Here is a 21,651-nt window from a genome sequence, read left to right on the forward strand (position 1 = left end):
TTGGAGAATATCGGGGATCTTTGGAGCAAAGCCTTAGAAAGCATCGAAAAAAAGATAAGTAAACCGAGCTTTGATACTTGGTTAAAATCGACTAAGGCGCATTCCATTCAAGGTGACACACTTGTCATTACAGCTCCAAATGAATTTGCACGAGATTGGCTGGAAGGACGCTACTCTCAATTAATCTCCGGGGTTTTGTATGATATTACGGGCGAAGAATTGGTCGTGAAATTTATCATTCCACAAAATCAGGAGCCGGAAGAATTTGATATTCAATTACCGCCAAAGAAGTCGATGAAAAACGACGAGCAACAGGATATCAATCAAAATATGCTGAATGCAAAATACACATTCGACACCTTTGTTATCGGTTCGGGCAACCGTTTCGCCCATGCCGCATCTTTAGCTGTGGCTGAAGCACCTGCAAAAGCCTATAATCCCTTGTTTATTTATGGTGGAGTAGGACTTGGAAAAACTCACTTAATGCATGCTATCGGACATTATGTACTGGAGCATAATCCTGCTGCTAAAGTAGTTTATCTATCCTCTGAGAAATTCACAAACGAATTCATTAACTCCATTCGTGACAATAAAGCAGTCGATTTCCGCAATAAGTATCGAAATGTTGATGTTTTATTAATAGATGACATTCAATTTTTAGCAGGAAAAGAACAAACGCAAGAGGAATTTTTCCATACTTTTAATACCTTACATGAAGAAAGTAAGCAGATTGTCATTTCCAGTGATCGGCCTCCGAAAGAAATTCCGACACTCGAAGACAGACTTCGCTCTCGATTTGAATGGGGTCTTATTACAGACATAACACCGCCAGATCTCGAGACGAGAATTGCCATTTTAAGAAAAAAAGCCAAGGCTGAAGGATTGGACATTCCAAATGAAGCCATGCTTTATATAGCTAATCAAATCGATTCAAACATTCGTGAGTTAGAGGGCGCTTTAATCCGTGTTGTTGCGTACTCTTCTCTTATAAATAAAGATATTAATGCTGATCTGGCGGCAGAAGCTTTGAAAGATATCATTCCAAGCTCAAAACCACGGGTTATTACCATCCAGGAAATTCAACGTGTCGTTGGTGAGCACTTCAATGTGAAGCTGGAAGACTTTAAAGCGAAGAAACGAACAAAGTCCATCGCGTTTCCTCGACAGATCGCTATGTATCTATCCAGGGAAATGACGGATTCTTCACTCCCGAAGATCGGGGAAGAGTTCGGCGGCCGCGATCACACCACCGTCATTCATGCTCATGAGAAGATCAGTACATTACTGGGAGCAGATGCTCTTCTTCAGCAGCAATTGAAAGAAATTCGTGAGTCTTTAAAGAGTTAATCTTACACACAAAAAAACTGGATAATGTGAATAACTAAGACAAACTAGCACACAGTCTGTCCACATGTGGATAGGCTGTGTTTACGTTGAGTTCACACACTTATCCACATATCAACAGGCCCTACTACTTCTATTACTATTTTTTAAATAAATTATTAGTATATGATTCAGTCCATAAAATTATGTGCAAATTGGAGGAATAAATCATGAAATTTGTTATTCAAAGGGACTATCTTGTCCAAAGTGTCCAGGATGTCATGAAAGCTGTAACGTCAAGAACAACGATTCCCATTCTTACAGGGATAAAGATCATCGCTACGGAAGATGGCGTAACATTAACAGGAAGTGATTCTGATATTTCAATTGAGTCCTTTATTCCGAATGAAGAAGAAGGTTCAGAAATTGTTGACATCATGGAAACTGGAGGGATTGTTCTTCAGGCTAAGTTCTTCAGTGAAATCGTTAAGAAATTACCTAAAGATACGGTGGAAATTGAAGTGCAAAATCATTTCCAAACCGTTATTCGTTCAGGACAGGCAGAATTTAATTTAAACGGATTAGATCCAGAAGAGTACCCGCATCTTCCTCAGATTGAAGAAGGGAATGGGATCAAAGTTTCGACTGATCTCCTGAAAACAATGATCAGACAAACCGTATTCGCAGTGTCCACCTCAGAAACACGCCCCATCTTGACAGGTGTAAACTGTCAGATTGAAAACGGGGAGCTAAGCTGTATTGCAACAGATAGTCACAGACTTGCGATGAGAAAGGCACCGATTGAAACCAATCATGATGCTTCTTACAATATTGTGATTCCAGGGAAAAGCTTAAACGAACTGAATAAAATCCTTGATGATACAGAAGAACCTGTTGAAATCGTGATCACTGAAAATCAAGTGCTGTTCAAAGCGAAACACCTATTATTCTTCTCAAGATTATTAGAAGGGAATTATCCTGATACCAGTCGATTGATACCTTCTGATACAAAGACAGAACTAACGCTGAATACAAAAGAATTTTTACAAGCGATAGACCGTGCGTCACTACTTGCCAGAGAAGGAAGAAACAACGTAGTGAAACTATCAACTCTGGATGGCGGCATGATTGAGATTTCGTCTAATACACCGGAGATCGGAAAAGTAATCGAACAGGTGCAAAGTCAATCCATTGAAGGAGAAGAACTTAAGATTTCCTTTAGTGCAAAATATATGATGGACGCATTAAAAGCCATTGAAGGAACAGAAATTTATGTGAACTTCACCGGGGCCATGAGACCGTTCGTATTGAAACCACTTCACGATGATTCCATTCTTCAATTGATTCTTCCAGTAAGAACGTACTAATAAACCAAAAAGCCAACACCTTGGAAATCAGGTGTTGGCTTTTTTGATTGGTTGTTTTCACTTTAGATTTTATTAGAAGGCTATTTCTGCAAAGATTATTGATTTTTAACATATGCTCTGCTTAGACTCTGTCAATAAGTGTGTGCTGGATGGTGAGGTGGAAAGCGAGCATCTGTAGCGGAAATCAACTACTGCTCACTCGTAGAAAATAGCCCCAATAGTGATTTGGTAATTATAGGGATATCCATGATTGTAACCTGCCTGAAAATTAGGTCACCACAATAAAAATTTTAGTAATTAATACTTTTGGATGCCCTTGAAGAACTTGTCCATTTTTCATGAGTTGTGACTTAACTCCATTTAGAGTAAAATAAGATATTAGAGACTTTATACGGAAAGTAGTGATTTTAGTGGCGAAAGAGATCACCATTGAAACGGAAATCATCACATTGGGACAATTCCTGAAGTTAGCTGAAGTAATTCAGTCCGGCGGGATGGCGAAGTGGTTCTTAAGTGAATATGAAGTATATATAAACGGCGAACAAGACCAAAGAAGAGGCAGAAAACTCACAATTGGTGACACAATTGAAATTCCCGAAATAGGAGTATTTGTGGTTGCTGGAGAATAATAAAGGGTGTTATTTCCATGTACATTGAACAATTAGAATTAAGAAACTATCGAAATTACGAGTCAATCGACGTGAGTTTCGAAAATAAGGTGAACGTAATTCTTGGAGAGAATGCTCAAGGAAAGACGAATATTATGGAGTCTATCTATGTACTGGCAATGGCTAAATCCCACCGGACCTCAAATGATAAAGATTTAATCCGTTGGGACGAGGAATATGCTAAAATAAAAGGTAGGATTCAGAAATATAACGGTGCGTTACCATTAGAGCTTATCCTCTCGAAAAAGGGAAAAAAAGCGAAAAGTAATCACCTTGAGCAATCTAAATTAAGTCAATATGTCGGCAATATGAATGTTGTCATGTTTGCGCCTGAAGATCTCCATTTAGTAAAAGGGAGCCCTCAAGTAAGGCGTCGTTTTATTGATATGGAAATCGGTCAGGTTTCTCCTGTTTATTTACATGATATCAGCCTTTATCAAAAAATATTACAGCAACGTAACCATTATCTGAAACAATTACAAACGAGAAAACAAAAAGACCAGACCATGCTGGATGTCTTGACGGAACAGTTCATAGAGATGGCTGTGAAAATCACGAAGAAGCGGTTTGAGTTCGTTCAGCTGTTAGAAAGTTGGGCAAAACCAATTCATTCCGGGATTTCAAGGAACTTAGAAACCTTAGAAATCGTATATAAACCGTCTTTGGATGTATCAGATAATCAAGAATGGTCAAAAATGGTAGATATATATGAGCAGAAATTTGATGGTATCCGCGAGCGGGAAATTGATCGTGGTGTGACCCTGGTCGGGCCACATCGGGACGATCTTCAATTTATTGTGAATGGACGAGATGTTCAAACATTCGGATCGCAGGGGCAGCAACGGACAACAGCCCTCTCTGTGAAGCTCGCAGAAATTGAGCTGATTCATTCTGAAATTAAAGAATATCCCATCTTACTTCTTGATGATGTCTTGTCAGAATTAGATGATTATCGACAGTCACATTTATTAAATACCATCCAGGGAAAAGTTCAAACCTTTGTCACGACGACAAACGTGGATGGGATTGATCATCAAACTTTAAACGAAGCGACTACTTTTGAAGTGGAAGCCGGATCAATGAAAAGATTGAAATGAGGTGTTACCTTGTACATACATGTTGGAGAAGATGTCATGGTACGTACAGATGAAATCATCGCTATTATTGATCGAGACACCGTTCAATTTTCAGAAGAAATTCAACACTTTTTAAAAACGAAAGATAAAAACCTTTGTAATCTTGCAAAGGGTTCATATAAATCTCTTGTAATCACGTCTAATCAGTTGTATCTTTCACCACTTGCATCAAGTACGTTAAAGAAACGATCAAAGAAATACTCAAACTATGAGAATTTATTATAGAAATATAAAGCCCTGAAGGTTAGAAAGTGTAGGTGAATCAGTATGGCTATGGAACAAAAGCAAGGTCAATCCTATGATGAAAATCAGATTCAGGTTTTAGAAGGATTAGAGGCCGTTCGTAAAAGACCTGGTATGTATATTGGATCAACAAGCGGAAGAGGTTTGCATCATTTGGTGTGGGAAATTGTTGATAACAGTATCGATGAAGCGTTAGCCGGTTACTGTAATGAAATCGAAGTCATCATCGAAGAGGATAACAGTATTACTGTTACAGATAATGGACGTGGTATCCCTGTAGGTATTCATGAGAAAATGGGTCGTCCTGCCGTTGAGGTAATCATGACGGTCCTTCACGCCGGCGGTAAGTTCGGCGGCGGTGGATATAAAGTATCCGGAGGTCTCCACGGAGTTGGGGCATCAGTAGTAAATGCTCTTTCCACAGAACTTGAAGTCCATGTTCATCGTGATGGAAACATCTATTATCAAAAATTCGAAAAAGGTGTTCCAAGCTTCGATCTTAAGGTGATCGGAGAAACGGATAAAACGGGAACGATCATTCACTTCACTCCAGATCCTGAAATCTTTACTGAAACGACGGAATACGAATATGACACACTTGCAAATCGTATTCGCGAACTGGCTTTCTTAAACAGAGGAATCCAAATCAGCATTGAAGATAAGCGTGGAGAAGGGAAACGAAGAGACTACCATTATGAAGGTGGAATTAAGTCCTACGTTGAACATCTTAATCGTTCAAAAGAAGTCATCCATGAAGAACCGATTTACATTGAAGGCGAGAAAGACGAGATTACGATTGAAATCGCCCTACAATATAATGATGGCTTCGCAAGCAATCTTTATTCCTTCGCCAATAACATCCATACTCATGAAGGTGGAACCCATGAGTCCGGATTTAAAACGGCTTTAACGAGGGTCATTAACGACTATGCCCGAAAAAATAATGTGTTTAAAGAGAGCGATGCGAATCTTTCAGGGGAAGATGTTCGTGAAGGCTTAACAGCCATCATCTCGATCAAACATCCTGATCCTCAGTTCGAAGGTCAGACAAAAACAAAACTAGGGAACTCAGAAGCAAGAACCATCACCGATTCTCTTTTCTCCGAGCATCTGGAAACGTTCTTACTTGAAAACCCGGTTGTCGCTCGAAAAGTGGTAGAAAAAGGACTAATGGCTGCACGGGCCCGACTGGCTGCGAAAAAGGCAAGAGAGCTTACCCGTCGTAAGAGTGCCCTTGAAATCTCCAGTTTACCTGGTAAATTAGCAGACTGTTCTTCTAAAGACCCAAGCATCAGTGAGATCTATGTGGTTGAGGGTGACTCAGCCGGCGGATCTGCTAAACAAGGCCGTGATCGTCACTTCCAAGCCATCCTTCCCCTACGTGGTAAAATCATTAACGTAGAGAAGGCACGTCTGGATAAAATCCTTTCAAATAACGAGGTTCGTGCGATTATTACAGCTCTTGGGACAGGGATTGGTGAAGACTTCAACCTGGCTAAAGCGAGATACCATAAAATCGTGATCATGACCGATGCCGACGTCGATGGCGCCCATATTCGTACGCTATTGTTGACGTTCTTCTATCGCTACATGAGAAACATCATTGAAGCAGGCTACATCTACATCGCTCAACCACCTTTGTACAAAATACAACAAGGGAAGAAAATCGAGTATGCCTACAATGATAAAGAACTGGATCGCATACTTGCAGAAATCTCACCGACGCCTAAACCTGGAATCCAGCGTTACAAAGGTCTTGGAGAGATGAACCCTGAGCAACTTTGGGAAACAACAATGGATCCGGAATCAAGAACCCTGCTGCAAGTAAGTCTCCAAGATGCGATCGAGGCAGACGAAACCTTTGATATCCTGATGGGTGACAAAGTAGAGCCAAGACGTAACTTCATCGAAGAAAATGCAGCTTACGTTAAGAATTTGGATATCTAAAATAAAATAGTACAGGATAGACCATGTGCTATCCTGTCTTTTACATAGCGGACAAGGTAAAGAATGAGAAAGGTATAAATCTTTCTTTAAAAGGAGGTCCCTTTTACTATGGCAGAAACACCAAGATCGAATGTTAAAGAGATTAATATTAGTAGTGAAATGCGCTCGTCTTTCCTGGATTATGCGATGAGTGTTATCGTTTCCCGTGCACTACCGGATGCCCGTGATGGCCTGAAACCTGTCCATCGCCGTATTTTATATGCGATGAATGACCTGGGGATGACAGCTGACAAAGCATATAAGAAATCAGCACGTATCGTCGGTGAAGTAATCGGTAAGTATCATCCCCACGGTGACTCAGCTGTTTATGACACAATGGTACGTATGGCACAGGATTTCAACTATCGTTATATGCTTGTGGACGGCCATGGTAACTTCGGTTCCGTTGATGGAGACGCAGCGGCGGCCATGCGTTACACAGAAGCACGTATGTCCAAAATCTCTATGGAACTTATTCGTGATATTAATAAAGATACAATTGATTATAAAGATAACTATGATGGTACTGAGAGAGAGCCGGAAGTGTTACCTGCCCGTTTCCCTAACCTGTTAGTAAACGGTTCTTCAGGTATAGCTGTAGGGATGGCAACGAACATTCCACCTCATAATCTTGGAGAAGTCATCGATGGAATCCTTGCGTTAAGTAAAGATCCCGACATTACGATTCAAGAGCTGATGGAATTCATCTTTGGACCTGATTTCCCTACTGCCGGACTAATTGTAGGAAGAAGCGGCATCCGTCGTGCCTATGAAACAGGTAAAGGTTCCATCACGATGCGTGCCCGTGTGGAAATTGAACAAAAAAGCAACGGAAAAGAAACGATTATCGTTCATCAAATTCCTTATCAAGTAAATAAAGCGAGACTGATCGAGAAAATTGCCGATCTTGTTCGTGATAAGAAGATTGATGGCATCACAGATTTACGTGATGAATCGGACCGTAATGGTATGCGAATCGTGATTGAAGTAAGAAAAGATGCGAATGCGAACGTCTTGCTTAATAATCTCTACAAGCAAACGGCTCTTCAAACAAGCTTCGGTATCAACCTATTGGCGCTTGTTGATGGCCAGCCAAAGGTATTGAATTTAAAAGAGTGCCTGTATCATTACTTACAACATCAACGCGTCGTCATTCGTCGTAGAACGGAATTCGAATTACGAAAAGCTGAAGCAAGAGCTCATATTTTAGAAGGTCTGCGTATCGCTTTAGATCATATTGATGAAATTATTAAACTTATCCGTGGCTCTCAAACTACGGAACTTGCGAAACAAGGCTTGATGGAGAACTTCTCCCTTTCTGACAAACAAGCCCAAGCGATCCTGGATATGCGTCTTCAACGTTTAACAGGTTTAGAACGAGAGAAAATTGAAGATGAGTATCAAGAATTATTGAAGCAGATTGCAGAATTGAAAGCGATCTTGGCAGATGATGAAAAAGTTCTCGAAATCATTCGTGAAGAGCTTATCGAAATCAAAGAACGCTTCAATGATGAAAGAAGATCAGAAATCGTAGCGGGTGGAATTGAGAATATTGAAGATGAAGACTTAATTCCAAGAGAAAACATTGTCGTATCTCTTACTCATAACGGATACATCAAGCGTCTGCCTGTCTCAACCTACCGCAGTCAAAAGCGTGGAGGAAGAGGAATCCAGGGAATGGGTACCAATGATGAAGACTTTGTTGAACACTTACTGACAACGTCAACTCATGATACGATTCTATTCTTTACAAACAAAGGAAAAGCATACCGTGCGAAAGGATATGAAATTCCTGAGTTCAGCCGTACTGCTAAAGGACTTCCGATCATCAACCTGCTTGGTGTAGAAAAAGATGAGTGGATCAATGCCATGATTCGAGTGGAAGAATTCGTGGACGACTGGTACTTATTCTTTACTACGAAGCAAGGAATCTCAAAACGTACGCCAGTATCAGATTTCGCCAACATCCGTACGAACGGTCTGATCGCCATTAACCTTCGAGAAAACGATGAGCTCATTTCCGTCAAACTGACCGATGGAGAGAAAGATATGATCATCGGAACGAAGAAAGGTATGCTCATTCGTTTCCCTGAAACGGATGTTCGTTCCATGGGGAGAACAGCTACCGGGGTAAAAGGAATTAACCTGAGTGATGATGACATTGTTGTAGGAATGGAAATTCTGGAAGAGAAGAGCGATGTCTTAGTTGTAACGGTAAATGGTTACGGTAAACGTACTCCTGCCAGTGAATATAGAGTGCAAACACGTGGCGGTAAAGGCTTAAAAACATGTAATGTAACAGAACGTAACGGAGAGCTGGTCTCTGTTAAAGCCGTTACAGGTGAGGAAGACTTAATGATCATCACGGCACATGGTGTCCTAATCCGTATGGATGTGAATGATATTTCCACTACAGGCCGTAACACTCAAGGAGTTAAACTGATCCGTCTTCAAGAAAGCGAATTTGTTTCAACCGTTGCCAAGGTTGAAAAAGAAGATGAAGAAGAAACGGAAGCACCAGTTGAAACTTCTGAAGGAATGGAACAACCAGATAGCGAAGATCAAACTTCTTCTGAAGATGTAAGTGAAGATACAGAAGAATAAATGAACGGCTAAGCTGTTTTCAGTAATGAAACTCTCATACTGGAAACAGCTTATTTTTTTGTGAAAAAATAACTATAACCTGTTAAATTTGGTAAAATAAACTAGAAGAAAAGGTGATAAGTGAGGTGTTCATAGTTGAAGGTACATCGTGGAGAGATACAATTGGGATGCATCGTAGCAGAAGATATAATGGGAATGACAGCCAATCCCATTATTCCAAAGAATACAGTAATAGAAGAAGAACATTTAACTATACTTCAAGCATTCAATATAACAGAGCTAATAATAGAGAAAACAAAAGCGGATGGACGTCCCTTTAGATCACCCGTCTCTATTGATAAGGGAATGGTAGAGGAAGAAATAATCAATGAGCAGGTGGGATTCATCGATCTCTATTTAATGACGATCAAGGAATTTAAGAAAGAATTCATAAACTGGCAATCAGGAACGTCTGTAAATGTGGCAAGGGTGAGGGAGTTAATGCTACCAATGATCCAAACGGTTCAAGAGAACCATACATATGTGTATTCCCTTCATCAATATTGCACGAAAGAAGATTATGTTTTTCACCATGCGATTTCAGTGGGTATCATAAGTGCCATGATAGGAAAGAAGTTAGGCTTGAACCCTGGTCAGGTGAACCAGCTGGCTTTAGCGGGTATCCTGGCAGACTGTGGAATGGCCAAGGTCAGTCCACACATATTAACGAAAGAACAGCCTTTAACAGACAGTGAATTTAAAGAAGTAAAGCTCCATACAGCCAACGGATATAAAATGGTTAAAGACACTCCATTGTTAAAAACGGAAACAAAACTGGCAATCTTTCAACATCATGAACGATTTGATGGTACCGGCTACCCGTCATCCGAGAAAAATAATCGTATTCATCTTTACTCTCAGATAGTTGGAATCGCCGATGTCTTTCATGCCATGACATCAGAAAGAATATATAGAAGCAAGCAGCCTTTTTTTAAGGTACTGGAAATGATCAGTGAAGATTTATTTGGTAAATTCGATATTAAAGTCGTTAATGGTCTTCTTCAATTATTGGGAGATCTAAGGACAGGAACTTCAGTAAGGCTATCAACCGGCCAGTACGGAGAAGTCCTGTATACCAAGCCAAACGCATATACAAAGCCCATCGTAAAAATAAACAAAACGGAAGAACTCGTAGACCTATCTCAGGAAAAAGAGATTTATATATCAGAAGTTTTTGCTTAGAAATCAAGTATGGTTTATTATGAATGAAACTTCTTAAGATCAGTTATAGCAGCGTATTAAGTAAACCTCAGGTTAGATAACTAATCTTTGGTTTATTTAATTAGATTTACCTCTTGCCAACTTGTCTAATAGTATGTATAATATTATTTGTTGTCCGAAAGGCATTACATAACTTTTTCAGAAAAAACTTTTCTAAAATAATAAAAATACCTTGACGGTAACGACAGCAAATGATATATTATAAAGGTCGCTTCAAACGAAGCACTCACACATTGAACCTTGAAAACTGAACAAAACAAGACAATACGTCAACGTTAATTCTAGATTTATTTTTAAAGAGCTATTCAAACTTTTATCGGAGAGTTTGATCCTGGCTCAGGACGAACGCTGGCGGCGTGCCTAATACATGCAAGTCGAGCGGATTGATGGGAGCTTGCTCCCATCAGTCAGCGGCGGACGGGTGAGTAACACGTGGGTAACCTGCCTGTAAGACTGGGATAACTCCGGGAAACCGGGGCTAATACCGGATAACTCATTTCCTCGCATGAGGAAATGTTGAAAGGTGGCTTTTAGCTATCACTTACAGATGGACCCGCGGCGCATTAGCTAGTTGGTGAGGTAACGGCTCACCAAGGCGACGATGCGTAGCCGACCTGAGAGGGTGATCGGCCACACTGGGACTGAGACACGGCCCAGACTCCTACGGGAGGCAGCAGTAGGGAATCTTCCGCAATGGACGAAAGTCTGACGGAGCAACGCCGCGTGAGTGATGAAGGTTTTCGGATCGTAAAACTCTGTTGTTAGGGAAGAACAAGTACCGTTCGAATAGGGCGGTACCTTGACGGTACCTAACCAGAAAGCCACGGCTAACTACGTGCCAGCAGCCGCGGTAATACGTAGGTGGCAAGCGTTGTCCGGAATTATTGGGCGTAAAGCGCGCGCAGGTGGTTTCTTAAGTCTGATGTGAAAGCCCACGGCTCAACCGTGGAGGGTCATTGGAAACTGGGGAACTTGAGTGCAGAAGAGGAAAGTGGAATTCCAAGTGTAGCGGTGAAATGCGTAGATATTTGGAGGAACACCAGTGGCGAAGGCGACTTTCTGGTCTGTAACTGACACTGAGGCGCGAAAGCGTGGGGAGCAAACAGGATTAGATACCCTGGTAGTCCACGCCGTAAACGATGAGTGCTAAGTGTTAGGGGGTTTCCGCCCCTTAGTGCTGCAGCTAACGCATTAAGCACTCCGCCTGGGGAGTACGGTCGCAAGACTGAAACTCAAAGGAATTGACGGGGGCCCGCACAAGCGGTGGAGCATGTGGTTTAATTCGAAGCAACGCGAAGAACCTTACCAGGTCTTGACATCCTCTGACAACCCTAGAGATAGGGCTTTCCCCTTCGGGGGACAGAGTGACAGGTGGTGCATGGTTGTCGTCAGCTCGTGTCGTGAGATGTTGGGTTAAGTCCCGCAACGAGCGCAACCCTTGATCTTAGTTGCCAGCATTCAGTTGGGCACTCTAAGATGACTGCCGGTGACAAACCGGAGGAAGGTGGGGATGACGTCAAATCATCATGCCCCTTATGACCTGGGCTACACACGTGCTACAATGGACGGTACAAAGGGCAGCAAGACCGCGAGGTTTAGCCAATCCCATAAAACCGTTCTCAGTTCGGATTGTAGGCTGCAACTCGCCTACATGAAGCTGGAATCGCTAGTAATCGCGGATCAGCATGCCGCGGTGAATACGTTCCCGGGCCTTGTACACACCGCCCGTCACACCACGAGAGTTTGTAACACCCGAAGTCGGTGAGGTAACCTTTTGGAGCCAGCCGCCTAAGGTGGGACAGATGATTGGGGTGAAGTCGTAACAAGGTAGCCGTATCGGAAGGTGCGGCTGGATCACCTCCTTTCTAAGGAAGATTTAACTAAACGTTTGACACGTCGAAGTTTTGTTCAGTTTTGATGGTTTAACAAAGTTTTTTGCGAAAGCAAAGTAACTCTCCATCTACAAACAATGGTAAGCATTGCTTATCATTCATTTTTATGGAATATGGGCCTATAGCTCAGCTGGTTAGAGCGCACGCCTGATAAGCGTGAGGTCGGTGGTTCGAGTCCACTTAGGCCCACCATATCCTCATATTCCGGGGCCTTAGCTCAGCTGGGAGAGCGCCTGCTTTGCACGCAGGAGGTCAGCGGTTCGATCCCGCTAGGCTCCACCAAGGTTTTTTACGAAGCGTCAGCGGAGTGAAATAACCATCCATATTGTCTCTTACGAGATGATAGATTGTTCTTTGAAAACTAGATAAAGATAAATTGATAGTCAAGAAATTACCGAGTATCGCCATTTTAGGTTTTAAACCTGATGTAACAACCAATTCGGTTAAGTTATGAAGGGCGCACGGTGGATGCCTTGGCACTAGGAGCCGACGAAGGACGGGACTAACACCGATATGCTTTGGGGAGCTGTAAGTGAGCTTTGATCCAGAGATTTCCGAATGGGGGAACCCATTGTTCGTAATGGAACAATATCCTTACTTGAATACATAGAGTATGGAAGGCAGACCCAGGGAACTGAAACATCTAAGTACCTGGAGGAAGAGAAAGCAATTGCGATTCCCTGAGTAGCGGCGAGCGAAACGGGATGTAGCCCAAACCAAGAGGCTTGCCTCTTGGGGTTGTAGGACACTCTATACGGAGTTACAAAGGAATGAAGTAGACGAAGAAGTCTGGAAAGGCTCGTCAAAGAAGGTAACAACCCTGTAGTTGAAACTTCATTCTCTCTTGAGTGGATCCTGAGTACGGCGGGACACGTGAAATCCCGTCGGAAGCTGGGAGGACCATCTCCCAAGGCTAAATACTCCCTAGTGACCGATAGTGAACCAGTACCGTGAGGGAAAGGTGAAAAGCACCCCGGAAGGGGAGTGAAATAGAACCTGAAACCGTGTGCCTACAAGTAGTCAGAGCCCGTTAACGGGTGATGGCGTGCCTTTTGTAGAATGAACCGGCGAGTTACGATCCCATGCAAGGTTAAGTCGATGAGACGGAGCCGCAGCGAAAGCGAGTCTGAATAGGGCGAATTGAGTATGTGGTCGTAGACCCGAAACCAGGTGATCTACCCATGTCCAGGATGAAGTTCAGGTAACACTGAATGGAGGTCCGAACCCACGCACGTTGAAAAGTGCGGGGATGAGGTGTGGGTAGCGGAGAAATTCCAATCGAACTTGGAGATAGCTGGTTCTCTCCGAAATAGCTTTAGGGCTAGCCTCATGTGTAAGAGTCTTGGAGGTAGAGCACTGTTTGGACTAGGGGCCCTCATCGGGTTACCGAATTCAGACAAACTCCGAATGCCAAAGACTTATCCATGGGAGTCAGACTGCGAGTGATAAGATCCGTAGTCGAAAGGGAAACAGCCCAGACCACCAGCTAAGGTCCCAAAGTATACGTTAAGTGGAAAAGGATGTGGAGTTGCTTAGACAACCAGGATGTTGGCTTAGAAGCAGCCACCATTTAAAGAGTGCGTAATAGCTCACTGGTCGAGTGACTCTGCGCCGAAAATGTACCGGGGCTAAACGTATCACCGAAGCTGTGGATTGACACCTTTAGGTGTCAGTGGTAGGAGAGCGTTCTAAGGACTGCGAAGCTAGACCGTAAGGACTGGTGGAGTGCTTAGAAGTGAGAATGCCGGTATGAGTAGCGAAAGATGGGTGAGAATCCCATCCACCGAATGCCTAAGGTTTCCTGAGGAAGGCTCGTCCGCTCAGGGTTAGTCGGGACCTAAGTCGAGGCCGATAGGCGTAGACGATGGACAACAGGTTGATATTCCTGTACCACCTCTTTTCCGTTTGAGCAATGGGGGGACGCAGGAGGATAGGGTAAGCGCACTGCTGGATATGTGCGTCTAAGCAGTTAGGCTGATGATGAGGCAAATCCCATCATCGTGAAGGCTGAGCTGTGATAGCGAGCGAATTATAGTAGCGAAGTTCCTGATTCCACACTGCCAAGAAAAGCCTCTAGCGAGGAAAAAGGTGCCCGTACCGCAAACCGACACAGGTAGGCGAGGAGAGAATCCTAAGGTGAGCGAGAGAACTCTCGTTAAGGAACTCGGCAAAATGACCCCGTAACTTCGGGAGAAGGGGTGCTCTGGTAGGGTGCAAGCCCGAGAGAGCCGCAGTGAATAGGCCCAGGCGACTGTTTAGCAAAAACACAGGTCTCTGCGAAGCCGTAAGGCGAAGTATAGGGGCTGACGCCTGCCCGGTGCTGGAAGGTTAAGAGGAGTGCTTAGCGCAAGCGAAGGTGCGAATCGAAGCCCCAGTAAACGGCGGCCGTAACTATAACGGTCCTAAGGTAGCGAAATTCCTTGTCGGGTAAGTTCCGACCCGCACGAAAGGCGTAACGATCTGGGCACTGTCTCAACGAGAGACTCGGTGAAATTATAGTACCTGTGAAGATGCAGGTTACCCGCGACAGGACGGAAAGACCCCGTGGAGCTTTACTGTAGCCTGATATTGAATTTTGGTACAGCTTGTACAGGATAGGTAGGAGCCTTGGAAGCCGGAGCGCCAGCTTCGGTGGAGGCATCGGTGGGATACTACCCTGGCTGTATTGAAATTCTAACCCGCGCCCCTTATCGGGGTGGGAGACAGTGTCAGGTGGGCAGTTTGACTGGGGCGGTCGCCTCCTAAAGAGTAACGGAGGCGCCCAAAGGTTCCCTCAGAATGGTTGGAAATCATTCGCAGAGTGTAAAGGCACAAGGGAGCTTGACTGCGAGACCTACAAGTCGAGCAGGGACGAAAGTCGGGCTTAGTGATCCGGTGGTTCCGCATGGAAGGGCCATCGCTCAACGGATAAAAGCTACCCCGGGGATAACAGGCTTATCTCCCCCAAGAGTCCACATCGACGGGGAGGTTTGGCACCTCGATGTCGGCTCATCGCATCCTGGGGCTGTAGTCGGTCCCAAGGGTTGGGCTGTTCGCCCATTAAAGCGGTACGCGAGCTGGGTTCAGAACGTCGTGAGACAGTTCGGTCCCTATCCGTCGTGGGCGCAGGAAATTTGAGAGGAGCTGTCCTTAGTACGAGAGGACCGGGATGGACGCACCGCTGGTGTACCAGTTGTCTTGCCAAAGGCATCGCTGGGTAGCTATGTGCGGAAGGGATAAGTGCTGAAAGCATCTAAGCATGAAGCCCCCCTCGAGATGAGATTTCCCATCACGTATGTGAGTAAGATCCCTAGAAGATGACTAGGTAGATAGGTCAGAGATGGAAGCATGGCGACATGTGGAGTTGACTGATACTAATCGATCGAGGACTTAACCACAAAGAGTCATTTTTAAATGAACAACAATGGGTCGATATTCGGCTTTCTTGACATCAATTCTTTATCTAGTTTTGAAGGAACAATCCTTCAATTGAATAATTCGTCTGGTGACAATGGCGAAGAGGTCACACCCGTTCCCATGCCGAACACGGAAGTTAAGCTCTTCAGCGCCGATGGTAGTTGGGGGATCTCCCCCTGTGAGAGTAGGACGTCGCCAGGCAAATGTGAAAAGAGTAGCTCTTAGGGGCTGCTTTTTTTGTGGTTATATTTTTGAGAAGAATTGTGGAAGAGGAATTCACTTCAATCATAAAAACATTATCTTGGTGAAAAGTTAATCTGAGTCAATTGGAAATCGTTATGTGATTTTAGGTAATAATTGGTAATAGACGTATAAACAGTTAAAAATGACGCATAAAATGAAAAATCGACGCAATAACGGGTCAAAATAACGCAATAAAGATAAAAACGACGCAATTAGCATACATCTTCAAGCTTGACCGCCTCTATATCTATGAAAATATTGATATCTACCTCCCTAAAATAGTCTTCGTTAACACAAAGAAAAATTTTGAGAGAGACAGGAACATTTATTAGTGCTTATTACATATAAATCTTCATTCTGAGGGACACAATATCCTCGAAATCTTCCCTGTTGGCCAGCAAATGTAATGTTACTCTTAAAATCATCCTGAACTATTTGTATCTAAATCCTATTTTCTATCAACTAATCAATTATATATGTCTATATGATATCCGACGTCCAACAACTCATCCTATTCACCCACTGCACCTCAAGCAACCACAAACACCACTCCTCAACTCAACTCATCTCTTCTCATCTCAGTTCCTTCCACAAACACGCCTGCAAACTGCCATCATCACATGCTCAAAATTGCTATCCACCGACTCTCTAAAGTATTATTTTAATAAAAGTATATACAAGGAGAGAAGAACATGACGACAATATATGATTTCACCGTAAAAAGAGCGAATGGATCTGTAACGTCTCTAGAAGGGTACCAGGGGAAAGTGATGCTTATCGTGAACACAGCCAGTAAGTGTGGCTTTACACCTCAATTTGAGGAGCTGCAGGGCCTGTATGAAGAGTATAAGGATGAAGGGCTTGTTGTACTAGGATTTCCATGTGATCAGTTCATGAACCAGGAATTTGATGATCAGAATGAAATCATGGAGTTTTGTCAGGTGAACTATGGGGTATCTTTTCCGATGTTTGCGAAAGTCGATGTGAAGGGAAAGAAAGCTCATCCACTGTTCACGTTTTTAACGAAAGAGAAAAAGGGTGTCCTTCTTTCGAATATTAAGTGGAACTTCACTAAATTTTTAGTTGGGAAAAATGGAGAGGTATTTGATCGTTATTCTCCGCAAACAAATCCCCGAAAAATTGAGGACGATATTAAAAGGTTACTTCAAGCAGAATAGGGAGGGATGAGAGGGAGTCCGTCATCCTTCCTCTTTCTCCTACATTTTATCCTGAAGTAATTTTAGTAAAAGATATGGTGCTTTTGCTGTTGTTACATTGATGAACGTATGGATGATGGGATAGTCTTCATTGGTTCGGTTTTTTAATAGTTCCACCCACCATTCAGTTTCGTACCGGGCAATCATGCTCAGGTTATATAATATTGCATAATGGATGAGTACCTCAGGTATTGTGGTGGCTTCATTCCGAATGCCGGGAAGGGCTAATCTGTTTTTGTCCAAGTGCCATCTAACGGGAAGTTGCTCCCGAACATGTAGTGATTGTAACGTATTGTCCGAAATCCAAATGAAATTCTCTGTTACCTTTTCATTCAGATATTGTTTGAACAAACTTTCTGACATATGAAAATGGGAAAGTATTGACTCATCAATGATCAGCTCATGTTGATGGTTAAACCAGAACATTGTTTTCTTATTGAGCAAAATTTGAAATGCATCTTCAAGCTCAGGTATTTGTATGAGTAAATCTTCCATCTTGTATTTTTCCCCCACGATATGTTTCACGTGAAACACAAGGTTGGAGAAATGTGAAAATAGACCATTTTTCTGTACCTTTACTTCATCTTGTAAAAAGCGGTACTGCTGCTTTTTTCTTTTCCTGGAGGTAATCCCATGTGCCAGGACCGTAGTTGTTTCTGGATATAGGGGGTCCACCGTTAACACAATGGCTTTGATAAAGTGAATAAATCCATAGAAAAGCAAAATGGGCTTGAGTGATATAGGAGATTGCATGGCTTGTCTGTAATAAAGCTCTCCTTGCTCCAAGTAGTACATGAATGGATAACAGTTATCATAGCTTTTCATTTCTGCCTGAGAAAATCCCAATTTTTCATAGCATTTTTTTAGAAACTTCTGGGAGTATTCTGCAGACTGAAAATAGTGGATGAAGTCCCATTGTTGATGTATTTCGCTCAAATGATCACCTTCTAATTATTCTGAAAAATTAAATTAATCCTATTCTTCTTGACAGTATTTTAACCAATTGATAACCTACTAATAATATTTTGGGACTAGGGAGGCCGAAAACATGTGGGATTCTAAATTTGCTAAAGAAGGTTTAACGTTTGATGATGTACTATTATTACCAGCCAAATCAGAGGTATTACCAAAGGATGTAAATATCTCTGTTGAATTAACAGATTCAATTAAATTGAATGTTCCTGTGATCAGTGCAGGAATGGATACTGTAACAGAAGCTGAAATGGCAATTTCAATGGCTCGACAAGGTGGGCTGGGTATCATCCACAAGAATATGAGTATCGAACAGCAGGCTGAGCAGGTTGATAAAGTAAAACGTTCCGAAAGTGGAGTTATCTCTGATCCATTCTTTTTAACTCCGGATCATCAAGTCTTTTCTGCAGAACACTTGATGGGCAAATATAGAATTTCCGGTGTTCCGATTGTGAACAACGAACAAGAGCAAAAGCTGGTAGGGATTTTAACGAACCGTGACCTTCGTTTCATCCAAGACTACTCCATTCAGATCTCGGATGTCATGACGAAGGAAAACCTCGTGACAGCTCCTGTTGGCACTACCCTAGAAGAAGCGGAAAAAATTCTTCAGCAGTACAAAATTGAGAAGCTTCCTCTGATTGATCAAGAAGGAACGCTTAAGGGACTTATTACGATTAAAGATATCGAAAAAGTCATTGAGTTTCCTAACTCTGCCAAAGACGATCAAGGACGTTTATTGGTTGGAGCAGCTGTTGGTATCTCGAAAGATACATTGACTCGTGTTGAACATTTAGTGAAATCACAGGTGGATGTGATTGTAATTGATACAGCTCACGGCCATTCAGCTGGAGTTCTTTCTATTGTTCGTGAAATCCGTGAAGCTTATCCAACGTTAAATATTGTAGCAGGAAATGTGGCAACGGCAGATGCGACAAGAGAATTGATTGAAGCGGGTGCTGATGTAGTCAAAGTGGGGATTGGACCTGGTTCAATCTGTACGACTCGTGTTGTTGCAGGTGTCGGCGTTCCACAAATTACCGCTGTGTATGATTGTGCGACAGAAGCAAGAAAGCACGGAAAGAGCATCATTGCTGATGGCGGCATCAAGTATTCTGGTGATATCGTAAAAGCATTAGCAGCTGGTGGACATGCTGTTATGTTAGGAAGTTTACTTGCCGGTACATCTGAAAGCCCTGGAGAAACGGAAATCTTCCAGGGACGCCGTTTCAAAGTATATAGAGGAATGGGATCCGTCAGCTCCATGGAAAAAGGATCGAAGGACCGCTATTTCCAAGAAGAGAATAAAAAGTTTGTTCCAGAAGGAATCGAAGGCCGTATTCCTTACAAAGGTCCTTTAGCCGATACATTGTATCAGCTAATCGGAGGCTTACGTTCAGGCATGGGATACTGCGGAACGAAGGATCTATACGCATTAAGAGAGCAGGCTCAGTTTATTAAAATGACTGGTGCCGGACTTCGTGAAAGTCATCCTCATGATGTGCAAATCACGAAAGAAGCTCCAAACTATTCATTATAAGAAAATAATTCCAAATGCTGATCAGATACTACTGATCAGCATTTTTTTATTTGAATTTAAGTCATATTTACCGCCTTTTATCAGAGGTCGCAAGTCCCTTGACCCATGCCAAAACTAGTCATATTCTCTGTCTATTCTTACCTTTCGAACTATGATAAAATAACGAAGGTGTACATAAAATCTTGGAGGGCTAACAGTGAAAAGAAGTTGGATTCAAAAATCTTTTGTTTGTATGATGGTTTTTATGATGGCAATGGGTATCGTAGGGAGACCTGCAAATGCTCAGGGAGACTTGGACGTTAACGCAAAAGCTGCGATTCTAGTAGAAGCAAGCACGGGTAAAATTCTTTATGAAAAGAACTCAGAAAATGCTCAAGGCATTGCAAGTATGACGAAAATGATGACAGAGTACCTGTTATTGGAAGCAGTTGAAGAAGGTAAAGTGAAATGGGACCAGAAGTTTACGGTACCTACTAATCTTTCTCAAATGTCACATAATGGTGAACTGAGTAATGTTGACCTTCGAGAAGAAGGTACCTACACGATCAAAGAATTGTATGAAGCAATGGCGATTTATTCTGCTAATGCAGCGACAATAGCTATTTCAGAAACAATTGCCGGTTCAGAAGCAAATTTCGTTAAAATGATGAATGCAAAAGCTAAAGAACTTGGCTTGGAAAAATATAAATTTGTTAATTCTACAGGTTTAAATAACCGGGACCTGCAACCATATGTAGATAGTGTTGTTGGGGGTCCAGAAGAAGAAAATGTCATGTCTGCAAAGGACGTTGCCACACTGGCGTACCGTTTGCTTCATGATTATCCTGAAGTACTCGAGACTTCCAGTATTGCGAAAAAGGTATTTGCTGAAGGAACAGAAGATGCGACTCAAATGGACAACTGGAACTGGATGTTACCTGGATTGATCCGTGAGTACGAGGGAATGGACGGTTTAAAAACCGGTACTACAGATTTTGCAGGAGCTAACTTCACTGGCACAGCAGAAAGAGACGGAATGAGATTCATTACCGTGGTAATGGACGTTGATGTACCAGCTGGTGAAAACTCCTACGATGCCCGCTTTAGTGAAACAAGAAAAATGATGGATTATGCATTCAACAATTTTACAATAGAGGAAGTACTCCCTGCTGACTATCAAGTGAAAGGTCAAAAGACACTTCCAGTTGAAAAAGGTAAGGAAAAAGAAGTTCAAATCAAAACCGATGCCGCGTTAAGCATGGTGATTAAGAACGGTGAAGAAGATCAATACAAACCTAAATTTGTGTTAGATAAGAAAAAGCTGAACGATGACAGTGAACTGACAGCACCTGTTAAAAAAGGAGAAAAAGTTGGGTACGTCACATTGGAATCAAAGGATAAGAAAGATTTAGGTTACCTTACAGACAAAGGGACAAATGCCTCGAAAGCATCTGTTGTAGCTGTGGATGGTGTTGAAAAAGCAAACTGGTTTGTGCTTTCTATGAGAGCTGTAGGAGGTTTCTTCGGGGACATCTGGAACTCGGTTACATCAACGGTTAAAGGCTGGTTCTAATAAGCCCGTAGGTTTAATGATTAAATCAACACCAAGACTTTAATTTTAGGACAAGTCTTGGTGTTTTTTTATAGCCAGGGCGAAAAAGAGGTATCATACTAGGAGCACCTTGAGAAATTCCCAAGAAATACATGTCGTGCCCAACCAAGTCGCTTCCGCTTTTCGTCTTGACATAAGTCTTTTTTTATTGTTTATTTAGCAGTAGGGTTACATAATCATTCCGATTGTTTTAGTCGCGTTTTCTTCCTTTTT

The 21,651-nt window shown here is 42.5% G+C and carries 12 protein-coding genes, 2 tRNA genes and 3 rRNA genes; 16 read left to right on the top strand and 1 reads right to left on the bottom strand.

The features are described from left to right. The 14 genes from dnaA to ACYH0O_RS00070 all read left to right on the top strand — a co-directional run bounded on the left by dnaA (position 1) and on the right by ACYH0O_RS00070 (position 17,296). Entirely contained in the window at positions 1-1,347 is a 1,347-nt protein-coding gene (dnaA, locus tag ACYH0O_RS00005; protein ID WP_149154954.1) for a chromosomal replication initiator protein DnaA, read from the top strand. A gap of 206 nt (positions 1,348-1,553) precedes the next feature. Then, positions 1,554-2,690: a DNA polymerase III subunit beta gene (gene dnaN / locus ACYH0O_RS00010; protein ID WP_482630724.1), complete on the top strand. Its 1,137-nt coding sequence runs from the start codon at positions 1,554-1,556 to the stop codon at positions 2,688-2,690. A 410-nt stretch (positions 2,691-3,100) separates the two neighbouring features. Beyond that, positions 3,101-3,319, top strand: coding sequence for a S4 domain-containing protein YaaA (yaaA, locus tag ACYH0O_RS00015; RefSeq protein WP_149154956.1), 219 nt, complete (start codon positions 3,101-3,103; stop codon positions 3,317-3,319). Between the two features lie 17 nt (positions 3,320-3,336). Further along, the gene (recF, locus tag ACYH0O_RS00020) at positions 3,337-4,455 is read left to right on the top strand and encodes a DNA replication/repair protein RecF (RefSeq protein WP_149154957.1); all 1,119 of its coding nucleotides are present in this window, start codon (positions 3,337-3,339) and stop codon (positions 4,453-4,455) included. A gap of 9 nt (positions 4,456-4,464) precedes the next feature. Further along, on the top strand, positions 4,465-4,719 hold the full coding sequence (remB, locus tag ACYH0O_RS00025; protein ID WP_113969423.1) for an extracellular matrix regulator RemB: 255 nt from the start codon (positions 4,465-4,467) through the stop codon (positions 4,717-4,719). Positions 4,720-4,767: 48 nt separating this feature from the next. Beyond that, positions 4,768-6,684, top strand: coding sequence for a DNA topoisomerase (ATP-hydrolyzing) subunit B (gene gyrB, locus ACYH0O_RS00030; protein WP_148970677.1), 1,917 nt, complete (start codon positions 4,768-4,770; stop codon positions 6,682-6,684). A 108-nt stretch (positions 6,685-6,792) separates the two neighbouring features. Next, positions 6,793-9,327: a DNA gyrase subunit A gene (gyrA, locus tag ACYH0O_RS00035; RefSeq protein WP_482630725.1), complete on the top strand. Its 2,535-nt coding sequence runs from the start codon at positions 6,793-6,795 to the stop codon at positions 9,325-9,327. Between the two features lie 135 nt (positions 9,328-9,462). Beyond that, positions 9,463-10,548, top strand: coding sequence for an HD-GYP domain-containing protein (locus ACYH0O_RS00040; RefSeq protein ID WP_482630726.1), 1,086 nt, complete (start codon positions 9,463-9,465; stop codon positions 10,546-10,548). Between the two features lie 352 nt (positions 10,549-10,900). Then, positions 10,901-12,452: ribosomal RNA gene (locus ACYH0O_RS00045) — 16S ribosomal RNA — on the top strand. A 142-nt stretch (positions 12,453-12,594) separates the two neighbouring features. Continuing rightward, positions 12,595-12,671 (top strand) — tRNA-Ile (locus ACYH0O_RS00050). Positions 12,672-12,685: 14 nt separating this feature from the next. Then, a tRNA-Ala gene (locus tag ACYH0O_RS00055) sits at positions 12,686-12,761 on the top strand. A 159-nt stretch (positions 12,762-12,920) separates the two neighbouring features. Beyond that, positions 12,921-15,856 (top strand): 23S ribosomal RNA (locus ACYH0O_RS00060). 103 nt (positions 15,857-15,959) lie between these two features. Next, positions 15,960-16,076, top strand: a 5S ribosomal RNA gene (gene rrf, locus ACYH0O_RS00065). The 16S, 23S and 5S rRNA genes sit together here with 2 tRNA genes alongside, the layout of an rRNA operon. Before the next feature lie 734 nt (positions 16,077-16,810). After that, positions 16,811-17,296 carry a glutathione peroxidase gene (locus ACYH0O_RS00070; RefSeq protein WP_482630727.1) on the top strand — a complete coding sequence of 162 codons (486 nt, stop codon included), beginning with the start codon at positions 16,811-16,813 and terminating at the stop codon, positions 17,294-17,296. Between the two features lie 39 nt (positions 17,297-17,335). Here ACYH0O_RS00070 and ACYH0O_RS00075 read toward each other — a convergent pair whose 3' ends face one another. Further along, a complete protein-coding gene (locus ACYH0O_RS00075; RefSeq protein ID WP_482630728.1) occupies positions 17,336-18,271 on the bottom strand; it encodes a YaaC family protein in 936 nt (311 codons plus the stop codon). A 112-nt stretch (positions 18,272-18,383) separates the two neighbouring features. Here ACYH0O_RS00075 and guaB point away from each other — a divergent pair, with 112 nt between their 5' ends. After that, positions 18,384-19,847 (top strand): IMP dehydrogenase, encoded by a 1,464-nt coding sequence (gene guaB, locus ACYH0O_RS00080; protein ID WP_149158244.1) that lies wholly within the window; start codon positions 18,384-18,386, stop codon positions 19,845-19,847. A 196-nt stretch (positions 19,848-20,043) separates the two neighbouring features. Next, positions 20,044-21,399: a serine hydrolase gene (locus ACYH0O_RS00085; RefSeq protein WP_482630729.1), complete on the top strand. Its 1,356-nt coding sequence runs from the start codon at positions 20,044-20,046 to the stop codon at positions 21,397-21,399. The last annotated feature ends 252 nt before the right edge of the window (positions 21,400-21,651 follow it).

Source organism: Rossellomorea sp. H136 (assembly GCF_056838065.1).